17 protein-coding genes are annotated in these 20,814 nt (G+C 52.3%); 2 read left to right on the top strand and 15 right to left on the bottom strand.

Annotation, left to right across the window (positions count from 1 at the left end; translation table 11 throughout):
• The first annotated feature begins 2 nt into the window (after positions 1-2).
• Positions 3-125 carry a hypothetical protein gene (locus tag HDF14_RS26720; protein WP_260698341.1) on the top strand — a complete coding sequence of 41 codons (123 nt, stop codon included), beginning with the start codon at positions 3-5 and terminating at the stop codon, positions 123-125.
• A gap of 171 nt (positions 126-296) precedes the next feature.
• Positions 297-1,622 (top strand): right-handed parallel beta-helix repeat-containing protein, encoded by a 1,326-nt coding sequence (locus tag HDF14_RS16965; RefSeq protein ID WP_183978929.1) that lies wholly within the window; start codon positions 297-299, stop codon positions 1,620-1,622.
• A gap of 158 nt (positions 1,623-1,780) precedes the next feature.
• Here HDF14_RS16965 and HDF14_RS27230 read toward each other — a convergent pair whose 3' ends face one another.
• The 15 genes from HDF14_RS27230 to HDF14_RS16890 form a co-directional block, all read right to left on the bottom strand.
• Positions 1,781-3,067: a glycosyltransferase family 4 protein gene (locus tag HDF14_RS27230; protein WP_221304744.1), complete on the bottom strand. Its 1,287-nt coding sequence runs from the start codon at positions 3,065-3,067 to the stop codon at positions 1,781-1,783.
• Positions 3,039-3,881 carry an FkbM family methyltransferase gene (locus HDF14_RS16955; RefSeq protein ID WP_183978927.1) on the bottom strand — a complete coding sequence of 281 codons (843 nt, stop codon included), beginning with the start codon at positions 3,879-3,881 and terminating at the stop codon, positions 3,039-3,041. Before HDF14_RS16955 ends, HDF14_RS27230 begins: the two co-directional genes overlap by 29 nt.
• Complete coding sequence (locus HDF14_RS16950) at positions 3,878-5,395, bottom strand: hypothetical protein (protein WP_183978925.1); 1,518 nt, start codon at positions 5,393-5,395, stop codon at positions 3,878-3,880. Before HDF14_RS16950 ends, HDF14_RS16955 begins: the two co-directional genes overlap by 4 nt.
• A 303-nt stretch (positions 5,396-5,698) precedes the next feature.
• Positions 5,699-7,579: an asparagine synthase (glutamine-hydrolyzing) gene (gene asnB, locus HDF14_RS16945; RefSeq protein ID WP_183978923.1), complete on the bottom strand. Its 1,881-nt coding sequence runs from the start codon at positions 7,577-7,579 to the stop codon at positions 5,699-5,701.
• A gap of 219 nt (positions 7,580-7,798) precedes the next feature.
• Entirely contained in the window at positions 7,799-8,662 is an 864-nt protein-coding gene (locus HDF14_RS16940) for a glycosyltransferase family 2 protein (RefSeq protein WP_221304743.1), read from the bottom strand.
• Between the two features lie 10 nt (positions 8,663-8,672).
• Positions 8,673-9,539 (bottom strand): dTDP-4-dehydrorhamnose reductase, encoded by an 867-nt coding sequence (gene rfbD / locus HDF14_RS16935; RefSeq protein ID WP_183978919.1) that lies wholly within the window; start codon positions 9,537-9,539, stop codon positions 8,673-8,675.
• Complete coding sequence (locus tag HDF14_RS16930) at positions 9,536-10,528, bottom strand: NAD-dependent epimerase/dehydratase family protein (protein WP_183978917.1); 993 nt, start codon at positions 10,526-10,528, stop codon at positions 9,536-9,538. The genes rfbD and HDF14_RS16930 overlap by 4 nt, the downstream gene beginning before the upstream one ends.
• Before the next feature lie 82 nt (positions 10,529-10,610).
• Positions 10,611-11,150: a dTDP-4-dehydrorhamnose 3,5-epimerase gene (gene rfbC, locus HDF14_RS16925; protein WP_260698340.1), complete on the bottom strand. Its 540-nt coding sequence runs from the start codon at positions 11,148-11,150 to the stop codon at positions 10,611-10,613.
• 56 nt (positions 11,151-11,206) lie between these two features.
• The gene (locus tag HDF14_RS16920; RefSeq protein ID WP_183978913.1) at positions 11,207-12,202 is read right to left on the bottom strand and encodes a glycosyltransferase family 2 protein; all 996 of its coding nucleotides are present in this window, start codon (positions 12,200-12,202) and stop codon (positions 11,207-11,209) included.
• A 99-nt stretch (positions 12,203-12,301) separates the two neighbouring features.
• Entirely contained in the window at positions 12,302-14,152 is a 1,851-nt protein-coding gene (locus tag HDF14_RS16915; protein ID WP_183978911.1) for a hypothetical protein, read from the bottom strand.
• A gap of 217 nt (positions 14,153-14,369) precedes the next feature.
• Positions 14,370-15,509 carry a glycosyltransferase family 4 protein gene (locus HDF14_RS16910; RefSeq protein WP_221304742.1) on the bottom strand — a complete coding sequence of 380 codons (1,140 nt, stop codon included), beginning with the start codon at positions 15,507-15,509 and terminating at the stop codon, positions 14,370-14,372.
• A 188-nt stretch (positions 15,510-15,697) separates the two neighbouring features.
• Positions 15,698-16,984, bottom strand: coding sequence for a glycosyltransferase family 1 protein (locus HDF14_RS16905; RefSeq protein WP_221304741.1), 1,287 nt, complete (start codon positions 16,982-16,984; stop codon positions 15,698-15,700).
• A gap of 62 nt (positions 16,985-17,046) precedes the next feature.
• Positions 17,047-18,138: a glycosyltransferase gene (locus tag HDF14_RS16900; RefSeq protein ID WP_183978907.1), complete on the bottom strand. Its 1,092-nt coding sequence runs from the start codon at positions 18,136-18,138 to the stop codon at positions 17,047-17,049.
• A gap of 12 nt (positions 18,139-18,150) precedes the next feature.
• Positions 18,151-19,164, bottom strand: a complete 1,014-nt coding sequence (locus tag HDF14_RS16895; protein ID WP_221304740.1) for a glycosyltransferase family 2 protein — start codon at positions 19,162-19,164, stop codon at positions 18,151-18,153.
• Positions 19,165-19,178: 14 nt separating this feature from the next.
• Positions 19,179-20,750, bottom strand: a complete 1,572-nt coding sequence (locus tag HDF14_RS16890; protein ID WP_183978905.1) for an O-antigen translocase — start codon at positions 20,748-20,750, stop codon at positions 19,179-19,181.
• Positions 20,751-20,814: the final 64 nt, after the last annotated feature.

Below are 20,814 nucleotides of genomic sequence, written 5' to 3'. Positions count from 1 at the left end.
TCGTGTCGTCAAAATACGCTATTCTTGCCTCCCCCGGCCACATTGTCTCAACGTCTTCACGTACTTCTCAAGTAACCTTCGGCGGCTGGCCCCGCACCGGCCTGGCACCGCCGGTGTTGGTGTAGGCCGACAGCAGCTTGCATCTTGAGAGTCAGAGGCTCATACCCGTTACAATCCCCCAGATAGTTATCGCAGGGCGGACGCGCTCCCGATCGCCATTTCTTTCCCGAGCATTGACACTTTAGTGTGTAAACACGGTTTCGTTTCGTTTTAAGATAAACACCCCATGGAGCCCTATGAGAGATTTCCTCGCCGTATCGACTATCAGAGCAAAAAACATGTTCTCAGATAGCCGTATTTTTCAGACACGATTGAGCCCGCGGGGCGTCCGCTTAGCAGTGTACAGTCTCTGGCTGCTGTTAGCGGGGTGTGCCTTCGGCCAGACCTGTACCCAAACATTTACACCAGCAAACGTAGGCACTTCTCCCTATCCCGGTAGCAATGTCAACACCGCCGTACAGAATGGCAATGGAAGCACCGTGCTTTGCTTCTCTTCAGGGACCTATAGTGCTGGCATAGATATTTTTGCTGCTCACCCCAGTGGCGTCGTAACGCTGAAGCCCGCTACTGGTGCGACGGTTAACATGGGATTATTTAATCTCAATGGTGTAAGCAATGTTACGATTACTGGCTTTTCCGGTTCTAGCTCTTCAGGAGGAATGCTGATCCAGGTTTCCGGTCAAGGAGGCAACAGTAACATCACTTTCTCTGATAATGCCATGACGAGCTTCGGTGTTACAGTCTCCAATAATACTTTGGCCAATGCCAACATCTTGATTACGAATAACACCTTCGTAGGATTCGCTACTGCCGGTGAAGAGGACCGGATGCGCGTTGTTGGTAATACCTCCTGCCCCGACGGAATCACCATCTCGAACAACTTGATCAGTGGGGGAGAGTCGGATGGTATTCAATACGGAAGCTCCTGCGGGACGCAGATCATAAATAACGAAATTAGCAACATTCACGAAAGCAGCTGCAACGGTATTCACTGCGATGCCATTCAGGATGCCGGAGGCGGTGTCAATACAGTTATTTCCGGTAACTACATTCACGATGTTTCTGACTGCTTTCTGCTGGATGATGGATCAACCAATACTACAATTACGAATAACGTTTGTAACACAGACGGGCAAGACAACTTCTGGATGCAGTTCGGCGGCGCTCAAACAATCAAACTGGATCACAACACGATCCGAAGCACATCCGGCGCTCAATACGGTAATGATCACAACAACAACCCATCCAGCAACGTAACATTCACGAATAATATTTTCTACTCTGTTCCCTCGCAAAATTCAGGACAGCCCCCGAGCGGAACAACCAATATCAACTTCAACCTGTGCCCCACTAGTGGTTGCTCGGGAGCCAACAGCATCGGCGGCAGCACACCTACCTTTACGGGTGGAACATCCCCTACCACCTACGCCGGATTCGCATTGACTTCGGATTCTGCAGGCCACAACGCATCGAGCGGAGGGACCGATATAGGGATCAATACAACTACCGTGGTATCGGGAAAGCCGAATCCGCCCACCAACTTGACCGCTAGCACACAGTAAGCTAAGGTGAGCAGCCGAACAGAGTGGCGCGTGTTTTGTAGTTCTGAGCGTGATTTTCCGCGATAGACAACAAGCCAGCGCCACTCTCTCATCGGGAGCTAGAGAAGGATTGCTTCGGCTCCTTCGAGCCTACCAATCGCATTCGGCTTTTTTTGTCTCTAGCCCACAAGCGCCTCGCGATAAACGTCAAGAAGTCGCGTTCCAGCTGCCGTCCAAGTGATTTCGTGGGCGGAATCCAAAGATGCCTTTCGCAGCTTTTCGAGACGCAGGCGCTCTGCATGTAACATTGTAATCTGCAGTGTAAGGGTTGCAACGTCACCAACGCTATGAATCAACCCGGTTTCCATATGCCTGCAAATTGCGCCAGTGGCATCCGAAACAAGCAATACGCATCCGCTGCCCCGGGCCTCGTATGTTACTAGAGCACTTCCTTCTTCAACGCTGGGGAGGACCAGCACATCGGCGTTTCGCATCAGTTCCGGAATATCATTCCTGTGCCCCAAACTTCGTACGCTTGGGTGACACAACATAGGAGCGAGTCTTTTAGCGTATGCCGGTAAGAAGTCTCCAGCAATCATAAACGTGCCATCTCTACAAGCTGGAGATCGCAACCACGCCTCAAGTGCGTAGTGCACACCTTTTCTTACCGCACAGGCACCCACAAACAGCATGGTTAGTCCACGTTTCGAATTACGGGGTGCGTTACTGGGGTAAAACATCGTATGGTCAAAGCCATAGAAGTGCCGGACCAGCTTTTCACTGTCATAGCCCTTGTCCAGAAAGGTCTTTGCCACGAAATCCGAAGGGCACAATAGCCGGCTTGCGAACCTGTATTCCTCCTCTTCCTTCCTCAGCTTGTTCGCGTTGTACGCGTGTTCGTGATCGGGAGGAAGACCCACTTGCAGGCGATCGCATTCCTGCTGGACCGCATCCATCGCAAACTGTGTATGTGCGTTGGGTCTCTCCAAAACCGTCGGAATTCCTAACTTCGCTGCCGTCTTGAGTGTTCGAAGGGCTCCCAAAGGCCAGGTATGAATAATGTCGATTTGCCCAACGAGTTTCTCGATTCGCCGCGACACAATGCAATCATGCAATTCAAGTGCACGATCGGTACCGAGCAATTTATACGGAATGCGTAGCTTGCCTCTCGCAAGTGTGGGATTTACTCTCACGCCCGCGGAAACTGGCCTATGAAGCGCACCGGGACACACAAGAACCTCAGCGCCGGCCGCTGCGAGTCCATTGACTTGTTGCCAGGCCGTGTAGCAGATCCGACTGGCTCCAAGCTTATGCGGGAAGCTGTAAAGAACACGAATGCGATCACCGCTATATTTCATGAGCTCTGCAACCGAATAGATTTTAAACCAGCAGCCCACGCATATGGCAGGATTCTCCGCCGAGAATGCTTCAAACGGCTCATAAAATTGTGCAGGGTCGCTGTCCACGCACTCGGTGCGTTGAAGTTGGCGAATCCGACTGCACTCGCGGCAGAAATTCGTTTATAACACGTTCGCCTTTACCGAGAAAGACCGTTTCACCTCTTCGAAACTCCCAGTGAAAGTCGTTCGTGGCAAGATAAACCGATCGGCTGCAACCGCTCTTGAGCCAGTCGTGTAACTCGATCGCGATCACTCGCACGCTATTTATCCACGGTGAAGCGTTCTCGAAAACCTCTTGCTCAGCACCTTCAATGTCAACTCTGAACAAATCGATGTGATCGATGCCGAACCGGTCCATCATGCTGTTGACCGTAATGGCCTCGACCTCTTTCGACCTAACCTGGCTTCCAGTCTGTATTAGCGCAGCCGTCTGGAACCCCCAGTTGCCGAGACCTGGATCTGCGATTTTAACTTTTGTGTCGCTCTTCCACAAGGCTGCACGAATGCAGGTAATATTCTCGTAAGCCGCCGCATTTTTGAGCAACATTTCATAGTTTGATAATTCCGGCTCTATCGCGAATATCCGTGCCTGCGGATACTTGTTGGCATAGAATATTGACGTCAGGCCGGTGTTAGCACCTGCGTCGACGATTACAGAAGGCGGAACCGGAAAGTTCAGGTCGTACTCGACATCTTGGAGCATCTCGGACAGCAAGGAGACGTCACTGGTTCTTAACCTGACGTAAACAGGGTGTTTGATGCCCGAAACGGAAACGGACACTTCGGTGGAGCGTCGTAACAGGCGCGCCTTTGCGAGTAGTGCGACCCCGTTAAGACCGAAAAGAGAATATGACGATACGACCCCACGCAGAATACTCATGATTGCTCCATTTTCGCTGGCCACGAGTCCGGATTGAGAGTGCCCTCAATCCCAGAAGCCCGCAGCAACCTTCCAGTTACCAGCGGGTGACGCTTACGCGCATCAAAAACACGAGAATAGCGTTGCGAGACGGCAGTACCAAGAAAGCCGCGCAAGCCCTGATTCTCGAAGGCTCCAGGTTGAGGCTGATTCAGCAATTTCGATTGCAGGATATGACGAGGGCCCATAGTTGCCGTCTTGTTCTGGACTGTACCAGCACTGATGATCGCTAACAACGCGAACCATGCAACCTGCGTCTGGTCAAAATATCCGATCCCGAAGTAAGCCACCACATGTCCGAAAAGAGCAGCACCAAGACACCAAAGGAACCAAGCGTCTCTGCAGTTTTTTTGCTTCCTCGCCGCTCCCAGTCTTCCAAAACTCCGCGAAATGGTTGCAACGAACAGTGCCACTGTTACTAAGCCGCCGGTCAAAGCATATGCAACATACTGGTTGGACAGGTCCCACATGAAATCCCCCCAGCTGGCATAGTTCTTTACCCCCAGAAACCACCAGTCCCCAAAGTGTCTTATGCAGTTGTCCATCAGCATGTAACGGTGATAGCTCGATGAGGAGCCTGTTACATCAATCTTTTCGATAAGGGACCAGACGGGTCCGTGCATGACAAGATGTAATCCGACCAGAGTCAACGCCAGCCCCCATCGCAAGAAGCGCATCTGATTCCGTAATGGCCATAGGCAGAGTGCGAAAATACCGGCAACGTAGGCCAAAGTAGGGGTGCTTCCATTCGATGTCGCGACTATCGCGGTCGAAGAGATGATCCCCACCGAGACCGCGATCTTGGATTTGTGCTCTCTCCACAGGGAAAGGAATAGCGGTAACAGGGTCGCTCCGAAAGATCCGGCCAAGATCGAGTGCTGAAATACACCGCTGGCACGAATAGAGCCGTCTCGCATCTCCGAGAGCCTTCGGACACCCCCAAGCAGCCCGAACACATTCAATTGCGTGAAATGCTCGTTTAGCATGCAAGTGGCGATCACCGCACTTATGACGATGAACACTCTAATGACCCGGCGTGCGTCCTCGGCGTCCTGGACGAGAAATCTCAAAACAAAGTAGCCGCAGAAGCTATCGATTGAATCACCAATGCTTTTTATGAGGGCCTGGCTCTCCATCCACTGAAGCGTGAACACCAACGGATAGCAAAACGCCCATAGTGCGAAAACCCAGTCGATGGAGTTCCATCCCCCACCTAGTGTCACGGGGCGTCTGGAGATCGCCCACCGCAATAGCCCCGTCAAGAACAGGATCTTGACCGCTGTGAGATGCGTTCCGCCAATCACCAGCACTTGACCCTTGGGAATTAAAAAAATGGCAAGTAGTAGCGGCACGATGACGTGCTTACGAGGCAGGTATAGGATTAAGCCGATGGCAAACAGTAGCGCCACCGCCACCAGCGGGTTTAAGAGTGTCTCAGCGCTTCCGCCTCCGAACAATAGATCTCGAGTTTCCATTTCTTATTTGTTTGTCTTCGTGCTATGGTGGGTCTCGCTCTAGAGCGATATCAAGGCTGGCGGGCCAAGTGGCTGCCTCTAAGCGGTGTGATCCGCTGGGCAGTCGTGGCAAGCCCGTCTTTTGGAGAGTGCTAGGCGGTTCAACAATTGCCTGCACTTAAGGGACTGGCAGAAACGTCGTGTAAGGACGTACAAGGTAAATGCCGGCGTTAGACATAACTGCCCGCCGTAAATAACTAAGCTCGATTGTAAATATCATAGGCGCTACTAAACTCTCGAACTCGCGGACGGATGCCTTCAACTTCAGCCAAAGCTTCGATGCCACAACTCAAGCGTTATCAGCGAGAATATCTCCTTGGAGTAGCTGCCTTGGCCCTCGTTCGCGCGGAGTAGCCGCTCCAAGCTGCCCTTGTCGAAGTATCCCCGGTTCGTTGTCCGCGTGTCCAGTAAAATGTCATGTGCCAAGCCCCGCAGTTCTCCCCGTAGCCAATTTTCATAAGGAACTGGGAAGCCGGCCTTGGGCCGATTCAAGATCTGCCGGGGGACACGGGTTCTCAACACCTTCTTGGCGAGATACTTGGTAGTGAACCCGCGAACCTTGAAATTGGAAGGTAGGGCCGCGGCAAATTCAAGGACCTTGTGATCCAATAGCGGGACGCGGAGTTCAACGGAATTGGCCATGGTCATCTTGTCGGCCTTGATGAGCAGATCGTCGGGCAGCCAGGTCTTAGTATCGATATAGAGCATCGCGTCGAGCATATTCATGCCGCAGACGTGAGCCTGAAGACGACGGACTGGTTCGAGGCTGCTCTCGCGCTCAATTGATCGCGCGAAATCGGCTGAATATAAGCTACCCAGTCCGTTTCTAGCATGCTGGTACGGATTTGACGTGCGGCTGAAGTAGTAACTAGGGAACTGAGCATTCGTGAGGGCCACATATTTGCTTATTTGCGGCAAACGAAAGAGCGAATTCCCCAACGAGAGTCCCTGCGCGACCGTGCCACTGAACGGAAACAGACCGCTTTTGACTCGTTCAAGCCACAGAAGATTACGATAATTGCTGTAACCAGCGAAGCCCTCGTCCCCCCCCTCTCCGGAGAGGAGGACCTTAACATCGTTGCTGGCCAGCTTGGACACGTAATACAAAGCGATGGCAGGCGGCTCGCAGACGGGTTCTTCCATGTGCCAGACATATTGCGGCAAAAAGGCACCAAAATCCGCAGCCGAGAGGGTCATCTCGTGATGGCGAGTGCCGAACGCGTCCGCAGCCAAGCGGGCATAGGGTCTCTCGTCTGCCACGCCAGGAGTCGAAAAACCTACCGTGTAGCTGTTGATCCCATGATCCCTTTTTTCCGCAGCGAAGCTAAGCACAGCAGTGGAGTCGACGCCGCCACTTAGCAGGACACCGACTGGAACGTCTGCGATCATGTGCTGCTCTACGGATTCCGCCAACAAGCTCAACAATTGACTCTCTGCGTGTTTCAGATTCGGCTTCTCCGTAGGCTTAGAGAATTGAAGATCCCAATATTGCCTAATCTCCACATTGCCATTCGTCACCAAGATATAATGCCCCGGAGCCAGCTTTTTGACGCCCTTGAGCAATGTCTCCTCGCCGGGAAGATAAAAGAAAGTCAAGAACCTGTCGATCAGCTCCGGCACAACTTCACGCTTGATTTCAGGATCTGCTAGGATCGACTTAATCTCCGAGGCGAAGACCACAGATTCGTTGGTCAGGCAATAGTAGAGAGGTTTGATTCCGACCCGGTCTCTTGCCAGGAAAAGCGTCTTCTTGTTCTCGTTCCATATGGCGAAAGCAAACATTCCTCGTAACCTATCCAGACACTGGGTTCCGAGCTCTTCGTAGAGGTGTACGATCACCTCTGTATCGGTGTGGGTTTTGAAGACATGGCCTTTGTTTAGGAGAAAGGTCCTTAGCTCTTGGTAGTTGTAGATCTCTCCATTGAAAACAATCCAGACAGTGCCGTTTTCGTTACAGAGCGGTTGGTGACCACTGCTAAGATCGATTATCGACAGCCGCCTGTGACCCAACCCCACCCCAGACCCCAAGTAGAGTCCCTCATCATCGGGCCCTCGATGACGTATGGTAGCCAACATTGCGCGAATCAGATCTGGATTGACGCTGGCATCCTGCGCAAAATTGAGCTTTCCGCTAATTCCGCACATGGGTTACTCCTACAGTCACAGGATGCAAGGATGCCGAAAGCATCAGGGGTCCGCGCCGATGTTCGGCGTGCTGAGGTGTTACTACCCATCGCAAGAAAAAGAAGCATTGCTTTTGTTTTAGAGAAGAACAGCAGATCACGGGTAGGATTCTGCTCAATTCGTACCCCCCCAAAAATCCCTTTTTTGCGGAGTAACTCACTCGACTGGCTCGATGATGGATCATTTCCAAATGGTTTCCAACCCACAGAGGCGCCTGAGTTGTTGGTTGCGCAGGTAACTTATCAGCTTCGAATCGTCCACCCTGGCAACGTTGCGCCAATAACCCTTAAGAAAGCCAAAGAGAACTGCGAACGATCCGACGACATACGGCGGTCGAACAAGCCTGCGCACGCAACTGGCTGCAAGAAACAAAGGGTGGTATCCGGAGATATAGCACGCTAAACCGTGTTTCACGCGGTCTCGCACAAACCCGTCAGCGGACCCCGTGATGCGATGGTGAATGAGCTGCAACTCAGGGAAAGCACCAGTCGTCCATCCCAACATGTTCGCCTTAACTTCATCGATGGTATCCCAGCCCGGCGCCACCCACAGACCACCGATTTCGTCCCAGCAGGTCCTTCTGTAAATCTTCGTCGCCCCTCTCACATGAAACCTCGGATTTTCCTCGAGCTTCAACTTCCGATCAAGGCTGTGATAAATCTGTCCGCCGCCGATTCCAAGCCGCGGCTCTTCGTAGAAGTGCGCAAAACATTCTTCGAAGTAATGCGTGGAAAAGGTCAAGTCCCCATCGAGCTTCACTATGAACTCCCATTCCTTAGACTGGAGCGCTCGATAGCCGTCATAGAATGCTTCGACGACGCCCCCGCCGGATTTCCGGAATCCTCTATTCACTCGATGTACGGCGCGGATCCAGGAGAACTGGGCCGAATACTGGTCGATAATCTCGCCCGTTCTGTCGCTAGAACCATCATTGACGATCACCCATTCCAAGGGTCTTACGGTTTGATTGAGTACGCATTCGATAGTCTGCCCAAGATACTTTTCTTCATCGCGCACGGGGGTAATAATAACGTAGCGTTCCATTTTGGTTATGTTATTCACAGTTCGGTATGCCGAAGTAATCGCGGAGGCCGTGCTGCCAAGTCTCGAAGGTGTTCAACCCACGAAGCTTCAGAGCGCGATTCTCAAGGACTGAATACACCGGCCTCGGTACCTTTGAAGGGAAATCTGTTGCTGATGCCACTTTCAGGTTGACTGTAGTGTTGGTGACGGCGAATATCTCTCGAGCGAATTCGTGCCACGAGCAACTTCCCTCCGCAGTGGCATTGTAGATTCCGTAACAGTTCGATTGGCTCAGCACTACAATTTGCTGCGCCAGATCCCTGGTGAACGTCGGGGTGATTACCTCGTTTTCGACTACCCGGACCTCACTCCGCTCCCGCGCGAGTTTCAACATCAACTCCACAAAGTTTAGCCCCCCCTTCCCTCTGCACGGGCGCTTACCATAGAGCCCAGACGTACGGAGGACGAAGTGCTTGTGCGTCGCGCATCGAACGAAGTACTCGCCGGCCAGCTTTGTATTTCCGTATACGCTCAGCGGACGTGGCGTATCGGCTTCTTCGTACGGACTCGCCTTATTTCCGTCGAACACATAGTCGGTGCTGATGTGGACCAAAACAGCATCCAGATCCTTTGCCACGCAACCCAGAATTCTCGGGCCGAGCGCATTGATAGCGAACGCCTTCTCGGGTTCCTGTTCGCATAGTTCGACATGATGCAAAGCCGCCGTGTTCACAATGACGTCCGGGCGCTGTCCAACAAGCGCGCCCATTACCGAGTCGAAGCTAGTGACCTCGATGTCCGAGTGTGTGAGCGCATACACCTCGTCACCATTGTTGCCGAAGGCTCGGGCAACGTCACTTCCCAACTGCCCATTTGCACCGACGACAGCGACTTTCATGAGGCAGCCCCCACCATGTCATGGATATGAACTCCGTTTTCCAGAGCCCTGAAGGACTCAATATTTGAATAGGCAGGATTATCCCATCCTTCGTATTTATCCTTGTTATCAATCAGGCTTCTGACGATGGATTTCACATCTCCGCGGGGATGAAAGCTGAGGACGTTGTTGGCTTTTTCGATACTGACTTTGTAGTTTCGGATATCCTCCATGTGTTTGATGCAAAGATTCACTCGGATTGAGAGCCGCTCCTCAATCGCGCAGGTCACCAGATCCCCGACCTCTCCCACGGTATAGTTTCCAGAGGCAACGTTAAATATTCCCGAGAGTGACCGGTTCGCCTCAACGGCGCGGATATAAGCAGTGGCAGCATCGTCAATGCTAAGGATCGGCCTCCAGATGGACGGATTGTTAACTGTAATGATGCGATTCTTCATCGCTGTCTTGAACATGGCGTTAATGATGAGATCAAACCGCATACGCGGGCTATATCCCGATACAGTTCCCTTGCGGAGTGAGATGACCGAGAATTGGTCGTCGGCCAGTTGCATGGCTGCTTGTTCGCCCTGGAGCTTGGAGATGCCATACGGGTATCGGGAACTGACCGGCCGCGTTTCATCATACAGCTCGTTCTCCGTGTAGCCGTACACGGAACAGGAAGAGGCGTAGATAAATCTCTTCACTCCCGCAATCTTGGACATGTAAGCAAGATATGCGGGAGCCGCCGCATTGAAGACGAAGTTCTTCGCCGGGGAATACTCGGCCATGGGATCGTTCGATAATCCCGCCAGAAAGATCACCTGATCGTAGCGTTCTAGGTCTTCTCCCGAGAGCTGGAAGATATCCTTGTTCAGGATGCCAACCTGAGACGGCAAGTGATTGCCGAACCAGAACATGTCCACGACGTCAACCTTGTAGCCGCGGTCGAGAAGCCTCGGTATCAGGACCGAACCAATGTAGCCAGCTCCACCAGCGATGAGCAGTTTCATAATTTCCCCCTGTGATGTGAAATTCGGACACGATCAAGCAGCTGCGTTTCTGAGCTGTAACACAATCGACCGCTAAAAAATGTCAGATATGGAAGTGATCCGATTCGGCCTCGGCGAGCCACTGTGCTAAGGTTTGGGCTTTTCGATCTTTTTCGGAAAGCGAGGGCTTACTGACCGGCCACTCGATACCGATCTGTGGATCGTCCCAGCGGATTCCAGACTCAGCCCGGCTGTTGTATAGACCCGTACATTTGTACTGAATCTCCGCGACCTCGGAGAGAACACAGAAGCCGCGTGCAAAGCCGGCTGGAGCCCATAACTGTCGCCTATTCTCGGCCGACGCTTCGACGCCAAACCACTTTCCCAATGTGGCGGAACCCTTTCGGATGTCAACCGCCACAAGAAATGCACTCCCGACCGAAACGCGCATAAGCTTGCCCATTGGGGGGTCCCACTGGAAATGCAGACCACGAACAACGCCCTTCACTGAGCGTGAATGATTGTCCTGCACGAATTGGTGAGGCAGGCCTAAGACCTTAAATTGATCCTCCCGAAAAGTTTCCATAAAGAAGCCACGGGCGTCCTGAAAAACCTCCGGCACCAGCACCACAATTTCTTCCAAGTGTCTCGACTCTATCGCAATTTTCAAATAAACCTCGGATCTGGAATTCGCAAAGATTATTGAGGGATCTGGATGGGGACTTGCAACCGCGTTTCTGGCTCTTTTCCATTCTCAACAAGCTGAACAGGATCAACACGCCAGTTCCATTCAGTGGCGGCCCAGTAAAGTTGCAATCGCCTTCTTAGCGCGTCCGAAGGCCTGACATATTGGGCCAGCTTATATCCGACCCCCCGGACTAGCAGCCAGGCAATGGACACGTGCCGACATCGACGTACGCCTCGTCTTCCGAAATACTTATAGAAGTAGCGGTAGCGATTGCGGTATTTGTCTAACGCGAACGCAATCGGAAATCGCCCGGTTGTCGACTGCCCACCCAAATGCGTTATGGTCACATCAGGTGTGTAAACCACTGGGTAACCGGCATCCCAGATACGGTGACATAGATCGAGATCCTCGTAGTAATAGTAGAACTGCTCGTCAAAGCCACCTAATCGCTTGAGCACTTCTCCCCGTACTAGCAAGCAGCAGCCAGACTGCCAATCGATAGACCGCTCGGTCTCGCCATTCCATCGTATATACTTGTCGGATACAAAGGTGTCGGATAAATACCCGAGCGGGCGCAGGTAGAGCGCTGCGAGCCATTCCCGCCATATTGTAGGGAATGGCCGAGCGGAACCCTGGTAGGATCCATCCGAGTTCAGGACCCGACATCCGAATCCACCTGCCTCGGGATGTCGATCTGCAAAATTAACGAAGCGGTCGAGCGACCCTTCATGAATGATCGTATCCGGATTCAGAATCAAGACATATTCGCCCGTACTTGCCGCGATACCAACATTGTTGCCCTTGCCAAATCTCAGATTTATGCCGTTCTCGATCACCCTGACTTGTGGAAAGTTTTTGTGTATGACTGCACACGATCCGTCCGTCGAACCATTATCCGAAACTATTACTTCGATCTCCGTTGAATGAGTGTTCGAGTAAATGGAAGATAAGCAATCAACGATGATTTTGAGATCGTTCCAGCAAAGAATTATAATTGATAGTTTCACGATTTACTCTTCTGGTCGGGTTAATCTAAGTGCGGTTAAATGCAACTCCACAGAGTGTTAAGACTTACGAAGTGCAGCCGCCGATGCTCCGGTGTGCAGCTAGCTCGGCGTAGCAATGCCCCTCGCTTTATAGTGTTTGTCCACCACTGATCGTAGACACCAACCACCAACCAAACAGCACAAAATGAATAATGACGAACATATCAATACGGCCATCGGCGTTAGGTTGTGCTTATAATAAAACCGAACTACCGCGCGACCAATAGCTACTTTCGAAAGAGTTATATCTCGAAAATCAGAAGCCATCCGAAGACAATAGACACGGGCTGACCTTCTCGAGATGTCGGTCGTGGCCAACTGCAGGTCATTGACATACTTTATTACAACGCAACGCGTGCTCGCTGAAGGTACAGTTATGGCGAGATCAATGTAACCCTCTTGAATGCGATACGGTACTTGCAGGCCATCTACCATCAACGACTCTATTGTCGGCTCGCCAGACTCCTGCTTTTTGATGTAAAAAGTCGACTTCTGGAAAGAGACGTTTTCTAGGCAAAAATTGTTTGAAAAAGCGATCACATCGTACCCTTCCTCATCCCTTTGTTTTGTCAAATAAAGGTGTTTGACTATTTCTCCCACACTTCGCCAGCGAGTATCTGGTTCAATCCTGTTAACCTCGTCCGCCAACCGGTCGAAAGCATCTATGCCACTTGAAAAAAACTCCTGATGGCCGTAGAAGAACAACGGATTCTCTAGAAACTGGCTTACTGCTATGAGACCCTTCGGGATCGGCGCTTCTACCGAATAACGACGGATGCTCGGAAAGTCTGCGAATGACAGTGTAACGGCGCGTAAAGCGAAAGGAAGGAGCGGCGGGTTCGTTCGGTCCATCGGAACGTTCGAAGAGTTGATGGTTGCAAGATAGTTGTAAGCCTTTAGCACACCAAGAGTCTGTTCAGGCGCAATGCTATGGGGAAATACCATCACGTTGTCGTATGGAATACCTGTCAGCTTTTGGAAGCTGTTCATTCTGGCCAACGATTGCTGAAGGGCCACAGTTTGTCCGCTCAAGGGCTTATTACGGTAATCCGTGAACTCCTTGTTATCGTGATTGTCCCCGTGGATAGAAATGGAAAACTTGTCGGGATGAGCACGAATGAGCGAGGCCACGCGAGGATCGCTGCGGTCATAATTCCAAGGAATGAAAGCAATCGTCGAGTGAAAATTATGCTTTTCCATTTCACTTAGGAGACTTTCGTAGCTGAGAAACCCGTACGGTTCTCGAAGCCAGGGATCGTCGATGGTGAGATTTGAATAATGATGTACCGCATGCCAACCTTTATTCCCTGCGGAGTACCTCATAAACATCATCAGAGGAGCGATCTGCGTGAACGCAGCCACTGTGTGCTCTGGACTCGATTCGTCTTGAAATTCATGAACTGGCGGAGCGCAAGCCAAGAATACCTTCAGTCGGCCAAGAGTATTCTCGACGAATATCGGGAGAACGTCGCTCGCTTGCCGGATGTCTATAATTCTTTGAGACCCGCTGCTCGGGCTAATCAACAAATAGACCGGGTTGGATCTTATATAAGGAAGTTCAATACCGCTTAGTTGCCGCGTGAGTCCATCGAAAAAGCCAACATCGTACACGATGGGAATCGAACTTGCCAGACGCCGAGACCCGACCACAGCGCCACTAGACCAAGTTCGCAAGAGAGTCGTGTTCGTTTGTGTACTCACACCAAGGATAAGCAGCGGAAGACTGCCTCCAGGCCGTCCTTCAATGGCTCGCACGAGCGCCTTTTGACTGACGAGATTGAGTGCATCTGCGGCAATTATGACCGCGAGCACATTCGGTCGCTCGACGGATGTGGTTAGTGCTGGGTCATTCTCGGTACTGGGCCTGATATGCAGTACAGTCAAGCCGTAGAAACGGGCTGCGATTTCCACGTCCGATCGCTCTGCGAAGGATCCTTCTGGAGAAGAGATGAATACCACCTCAGCGGAGTAACATTGCAGGGAGAACATTCGCAGCAAGAAAAGCAGGACGCATGCCGAACGGAGAGCGCGAGACGGTACAACTGTGAGCGGGGCGGACTTCATATTTCCAGATATTTCTTCTGAGATCCCAAACTGCTTTCCTGTGGACGCGCGTGAAGCGTCCGATCTAGCTAAGAGCAGTTTCATATGCCTCGAGCAGGGTTGCCTTTTCAGACGCCCAATTCAAATGGTTTTCGACTCGCTTGCGGCCGCAGTCTCCTAACTTCCGGCGAAGCTCTTCGCTGTCGAGTAGGGTTGTGATCTTGTCGGCGAAATCGATGGGATCATTGGGCGATGCATAAAGGGCCGCTGAGTCCGCTATACGTCGGCCTTCTTTCAGATCAAAGAGTACGACCGGCAGGCCGCAGGCCATGTATTCAAGAATTTTGATCATGGTCGATTTATCGTTCATCGAAGTCTTGGGATCGGGCGCGACACCCACGTCGGCACCTGAGAGGTAAGCCCCGACTTCTTCATAGGGGACTTGACCGGTAAAGGTTACGAACGGGTTCAGGCCGTTTTGGGCAACCCAAGTCTGTAGCTTGGAGAGTTCCGTCCCTGCTCCGATGAGTACAAAGTGTACGTCCTGGCGCTTTTCCTTTTTGATGATGTGGTCGATCGATTCAAGCAGCAGGTGAAGGCCATCCTGTGACCCCATGAACCCGACATACGCCACTAGCAGCGACTTCCCAAACTTCGCATCAGGTAACGGGGGTAGCCGGCGGAGGCTAGCAAGATCGGGACAGTTCCGCACGACGAACACGTCTTTGGCAAGCTTTCGGCCCCTCGTCATAGCGATCTCCTTGAAGGAATCGTTCGTAGCGATGCACACTTTCGCAACTCGGAAAGAGCAGTACTCAGCTAGTTGGGTGAGGGTATGGAGCAGCCCGACCCGGTTGCCGAATTTCGACTCAAACAGCTCGGGGCTGAGATCGTGGTGGTCGAATATGAATCGGACGCCAAATGGTTTCAGAAGTAAGGCTATGAGGAAAATGGTATCTGGCGGGTTGCACGCCTGAAGTATTTGGAACCTCGTCCGCACAAAGATCTTAATTGTCAAGTACAACTCCGCAATCAACGCGCACACGTACTCTCGCAAATACCCCGCCGTCCCGGAAGCCTCCCATGTGCGATGGCGAAAGATTTGGATCCCGTCAAGGTTCTCGTAAGTCGCCGCTGCAGAACCGTTTCCTTTGGGGCAGACGACAAAAACGCGATATCCCGCATCTCGAAGAGCGCAGGCCTCGCGCCAAACGCGTCTGTCCATAGGCACGGGTAGATTCTCGACGACGATACAAACCGCTGGTCTCGTTTTTTCTATCATTTACCTAAAGCGCTCGAGCTGGAAGTTACAACTAACTTTCGAAGTAGCAGACTCACGGTGTAAAACTACTCGGCGCAGAAACCAACGATTCGATCCGCGATCCAAGGCAACTGAGTGCGACCATCGTTTCTCTAATCTGCTGGCGATAGTGCTGGCCGCCATTGGAGACTCGGCGAGGAAACATGTGGGCTCACACCAAGAACTCGCCGAAAGATCTCATCAACTTTTTCCCCTGCGTCATCCCAGGTCCGCGAATGCATGCTGGCCGCCGCCGCTCGGGACACTGAGTCGAAATCGCCAGTCGTGATGACCGCTTCAAGTTCAGCAGCTAGGCGGTGAGGGTCTGCCGGCGCATATCTAACGAAGGAACTTGCGATATCAGTTCGGTTCCAAACACTGTCATTGACGACCGGAATGCATCCAGCGGCGAGCATTTCGTGGGCAACGAGTGATACATTCGTCAGGGATAAACTCAGGCCAGCGTAGCAACGATTGTAGAGGTGGTTAAGCTCTTCGGGTGAGATCCGGCCATGGTCAGTGAAACGAAATGGTAAGTTGCCCATTCTGGTGCCGTACAAATGGATTTCGACGTCCGGGCGACGCGCGGCAAAAGCCTCTAGCGCCATTAACCCGATTTCACAACCTCGGCGTGCAGCTTCCGGCCGAGCATAAAAAACCACTCCAAAACGCTTTACGCCGTCCAGGCGACAATACCGAGAGATATCGCAGCCGTACTCGAACGAATCGACGCTCATCCCGAAGTCGCTCTTAAGCTTTTCTACGAAACACCGTCCAATCGTTATGCCGTGGAACTGCATACGATAAGTATTCTCCGCCAAGAGACTTAAGGCGCCAGCCGGGTAGAAGTACGGCTCGAAATCCTGTATAAAGTAGAAGCGCTTACCAGCACACCGGGAGTTGAAGACCGGGTACGCTGTGGGCCACGATGTGGCTACCACAGCGTGGGCGTCCTTCATACCCGCATCTAAGGTTGCTACACATCCATTGAAGCCGTAAGAACTACGGATGATGTGTTCGTAGTAGCGATGATCCGCGCGATAGACGTTGTAGAAGTATACCCGGTTATGGTATCCGTGTGCCTGAAGATGCCGAATGATACGGAACAGAGTCGTATGGCCGCCACCTCCCGGTCCGGCAGGGATTGTTACCCAATTTATGATTATGGGTTGCTTTGGGATAAGCTTTGGAATCGTTGGCTGAAACGGGAGAGACAGGTCAGCGGTCAGAATATCAGCTCCTTTGACCGGCATCGTTATCTGCTTAGGCGCGAGCCGTTGCGCGGCAGCCAACCGAAGTCGGTCTGCTATTCCACGCTTCCCTTCGAACTCCAGCAAATTAAGGAATTGCCGATAACGGCGGCCCAACTGAATCCGGGTTTGTTCAACGGCTAAACTCAAGTTGACTCTCCTCAGAGTGTGCACGTGCGGGCGGGCGCTAGTTGGGAATGATTGCATTGACACTATCGTCCAACCAAGACCGGCCTGAACCTGGCAACTAATAGCTTAATAGGACGCCCTAAAATAATCGGCCGCTTGACGAGCGCGCGACTTGCGCTTGAAATGCTTCTTGCGAACTTCCTCTGATGCCAATATAGCCGCGCAGCCCACAGGTAGAATTCGGCAATTACCCAGTTGTCTGCCTCTCTGAAATCGGTGGAAAGAAAATCTTCAAGCACATTCGTCGCAAGCGTGTATTTACGAATGCGGCACATGTTGCGGAGACAAGATAGACATCCCCTTGCTAGAGTGGTCTGCTGATCCGCATCACTGACTCCAAGTTTCGCGAGCAGCGCCGGTGTAATTTCCCCGACTAAGTCCAAAGGATCCGTGGCGCCACTTCGCCTTGCCAATGCAGCCGCTCGCGATGCGGCGGAGCCAAGAGCTTGGCTCTTACACCGCGCCACCGATACTTGGTTAGGATGAATTCTGTAACGCAGCACTACGGAAGTTAAATTCGCGAGTTCGAACCGATCTGCGATCCGCAACCATAGATCGTAGTCTTCAGCATCCACAATGCTTCTGTATCCCCCCGCCCAAACGAACGTTGATTTTCGAAGAAGCACAGAAGGGTGCCAGAATACGCTGGCATTGAGTAGAGCTCGCTGGATTTCTTGATTTTGAGTTGGATGGCGTGCGAGCGCGAAGACCCTCCCTACTTCGTCAATAAACTCAACCGCGCCGCCCAAGACCACGATTTCAGGGTGAGTCTCCATAAATTCGACCTGCCACAGCAGACGATCTCTCACCGCTATATCATCTGCATCCATTCTCGCGATGTATTTACCACGGGCGAATGCGCAGCCGCGATTGAGAGAACGAACCAGCCCTCTGTTCTCCTGGTGATAAATGCGCATTCGCAGATCCTTTTCTTTGTAACAGTCAAGGATTGCGCCCGACCGATCGATTGAACCATCGTCGATGACAATGAACTCAAAGTCCCGAAACGTTTGACCGAGAATGCTGTCCACGGCTTCATTCAGAAAGCGCTCGCCGTTGCAAACGCTCATCACAACAGAGACTATAGGGTCAGACACGACAGGTAAGCCATCCATTCCCGCGCTATTTCAACGCGCATCGGTCCGCCGGTATAGCGCGCTAAGAATCTGCCACGCTCTGAAACCCAAATGCCGTTTGCAGGCGAGTTTTATCCAGGGCAATGATCTTCTAATATCCGGGCATACGCCTAGCGCAAAGTCTGAAAGCTGCTCCGACAATACCATTTCACCGTCGTTAAACGCAGTGCTGGCGAATCCAATTGACACGCCCGCAACTGAACGGAACATCTTGTGACGGAGTCGTAGTGTGTCGGGTAGCGTACCGGCGCACATCTCGAAAAAGCACTCGAGAGCAGCCTTCCGCTGTTGAACATCGGGCAACCAACCATGCGCCATATATGCCAGTGACATATTCGAGGAATGGCGACGGTAAACCGCCTGGCACGAATCGAAGATACCGACCGAAGCATGTGCTGCGAACCGGAGCCACATCTCCATATCACCAGCATGGGGCAATTCGAACCGATAACCTCCGAGCAGTTTCTGTAGTTCCGTTCGCACCACAGCCGTGGGCGTGCAAACAATGTTCTTGGATCCGCTGAACTCAATGAACTCTAGCCCGCGGATAATGCGCCAACCCGTTTGGTTAAAAGCAGGTTCGATGGCCGTGACATCGGTGATTGTACCGTTCTCATGAAGTTCAAAGCCCTTACCAAACGTAAACCCCACCTCGGGATGTGCATCCATCAGATCCGCTGCACGTCTGAGGGCACCAGGCAATAAGTAGTCGTCTGCGGAAAGAAGCAACATGTAATCCGCAGAAGCCCAGTCAATTCCTTCGTTATAAGTCGCAATGTGCCCTTTGTTGATACGATGTCGCCGAAAGCTGACTCTGGAATCACTTTGGACAAGATCGGCGGCCACTTCAGCTGTGTTGTCTGGCGAGGCGTCGTCGATGATCAGAACACGAACGTCCGGCCCAGCCTGGTTGAGAACGCTCTGCACGCATTCGCGCAGGAAATGGCCGTAACGATAGCACGGCACGATTACATCAACAGAAGTCATCTTGGATTGGAGATTCACGTTCTCCTACGAAGTCATGCGGCAGCGGAATTGGATCGGTGTACAAAACGTTGCAAATGGGGCGGAATCCGGTCTGACGAAATGAGCATCAATAATATCCTCACGGAATAGGCCCCGCTCAGAACTGTCGCCAGCGCTCCCAAGCATACAGCCCAATAGAATGGCAAGACGAAGAACCCGCCAAATACGACAGCAATCAATGAAAGCAGGATGAGGCCGGCCATCATGTTCTCACGGGACCACCGAAACCCGCTAAGGCGGCGCGCTATTGGGTAAGCGATTAGCGCATGGAACATGTATGACCCAAAGAATGCAATACCTGTCCCGTTCAAACCGAACCACCTGACACATATCCACGCGAGACCGAGGTACACGACGGCCCAGGCGAAATCGCTCCAGAAGAAGACACTTGACCGACACTTCGCCAGGCTAATGAAACCTATCGGCCAGGTAATCACTTGGATGATTGTTCCCAGACATATCCAGCGTAGAATTCCAACCGCCGGATGAAACTTGGCGCTGTAAAACAGCGAGATCACGATTGGTGCTAATGTCAATGTCAAGATAGCGCCAGGCCCAGCGAGAAGCAAACCGACTCGCGCCTGCTCGTTGACGATGCGGTTACATGCGTCGTCGTCGTCCGCACACGCGGTTAGCCGTGGATAGAAATCCGCCCCCATGGCCTGCAAGATGAAGGAAACGTAGAGTCCCCCAAGGGTCCATGCGGATTGGTACAGTCCCATTGCCTCAAGGCCAAGTTGACGCAGAACAACGATTCGCACTAGGTAGGCGCTTCCCATTGTCATCAGGCCAGTTACCATGAACGCGAAACCCAACTTCAACAGCGGCGCAACCTCCTGGCCAACCTGAAAAACCGTAATGGAGACCCTTCGGATGTGTATCTTCCTACTGTAAAAATAGGAGGTGACGAAGGTCATCGCGGCAACACCCACAAGCGACGGTACAACGCCTCGCTCTCGGAAGAGATACACGACCGGGATGCCGATCAATGTTCCAAATAGCGCTCCTAACACGCTCATCTTGACCAGATCGGAGATGCGCCGCATGCCTTGAATCAAGGCGCCCTGGCCGGCCGACACCAGTCGCAAAAATACCGCTACCGACAAGAGCGAGATCGCCATTCCATGCCGGTCGTTTCCAAACGTCAAAATCGAGACTTGTCTGGCGAAGATAAGAAGAAACCCGGCGCCGAGGATTCCCAGCAGTATCGAGGTCCTCCGCAACGTCGTAGCCGTGCGCGCGATCAATTCCTCGTTCGCGGAACCTGCTGCTTCAGCAATCTGCCGCACGCCACTGCTATTCACTCCCATCCCAGCAATGCTCTGCGTAAGATCGGAGATCGATCCGTAAAGCGCGAATAATCCGAAGCCGGATGGACCCAGTAAAATTGCCATTGCCTTCGTCCGAACAATTCCAATTGCAATGTTCAGCACCTGGGAGCCGCCGACGAGCGCCGAGGATTTGAGAATTTGGCGGTAAGTATTCCGCTCACCTTTGGCAGCTTCGTCAGGTCGGCGTTCTACTGCCGTATTCGACGGTTCAGCGCTAGAAAAGCTTGCTTGCATGAACTGATACGTCCCCTCGCCCCAGAGGGCCGCGCGTGATGTTTTGCATTCAGAGTTCTGAGAC

Origin of the sequence: Tunturiibacter gelidiferens, from assembly GCF_014201335.1 — a bacterium.
Classification (GTDB): domain Bacteria; phylum Acidobacteriota; class Terriglobia; order Terriglobales; family Acidobacteriaceae; genus Edaphobacter; species Edaphobacter lichenicola_E.
Note: the sequence above shows the minus strand (reverse complement) of the source record. Positions and strands in the feature narration are given on the sequence as shown.

Excerpts from the sequence above, each read along its gene's own strand:
- HDF14_RS16965 (WP_183978929.1), top strand. The coding sequence starts at position 297 with ATGAGAGATTTCCTCGCCGTATCGACTATCAGAGCAAAAAACATGTTC.
- HDF14_RS16955 (WP_183978927.1), bottom strand. The coding sequence starts at position 3,881 with ATGAGTATTCTGCGTGGGGTCGTATCGTCATATTCTCTTTTCGGTCTT.
- HDF14_RS16950 (WP_183978925.1), bottom strand. The coding sequence starts at position 5,395 with ATGGAAACTCGAGATCTATTGTTCGGAGGCGGAAGCGCTGAGACACTC.
- asnB (WP_183978923.1), bottom strand. The coding sequence starts at position 7,579 with ATGTGCGGAATTAGCGGAAAGCTCAATTTTGCGCAGGATGCCAGCGTC.
- HDF14_RS16940 (WP_221304743.1), bottom strand. The coding sequence starts at position 8,662 with ATGGAACGCTACGTTATTATTACCCCCGTGCGCGATGAAGAAAAGTAT.
- rfbD (WP_183978919.1), bottom strand. The coding sequence starts at position 9,539 with ATGAAAGTCGCTGTCGTCGGTGCAAATGGGCAGTTGGGAAGTGACGTT.
- HDF14_RS16930 (WP_183978917.1), bottom strand. The coding sequence starts at position 10,528 with ATGAAACTGCTCATCGCTGGTGGAGCTGGCTACATTGGTTCGGTCCTG.
- HDF14_RS16910 (WP_221304742.1), bottom strand. The coding sequence starts at position 15,509 with ATGGACAGACGCGTTTGGCGCGAGGCCTGCGCTCTTCGAGATGCGGGA.
- HDF14_RS16900 (WP_183978907.1), bottom strand. The coding sequence starts at position 18,138 with ATGGATGGCTTACCTGTCGTGTCTGACCCTATAGTCTCTGTTGTGATG.
- HDF14_RS16890 (WP_183978905.1), bottom strand. The coding sequence starts at position 20,750 with ATGCAAGCAAGCTTTTCTAGCGCTGAACCGTCGAATACGGCAGTAGAA.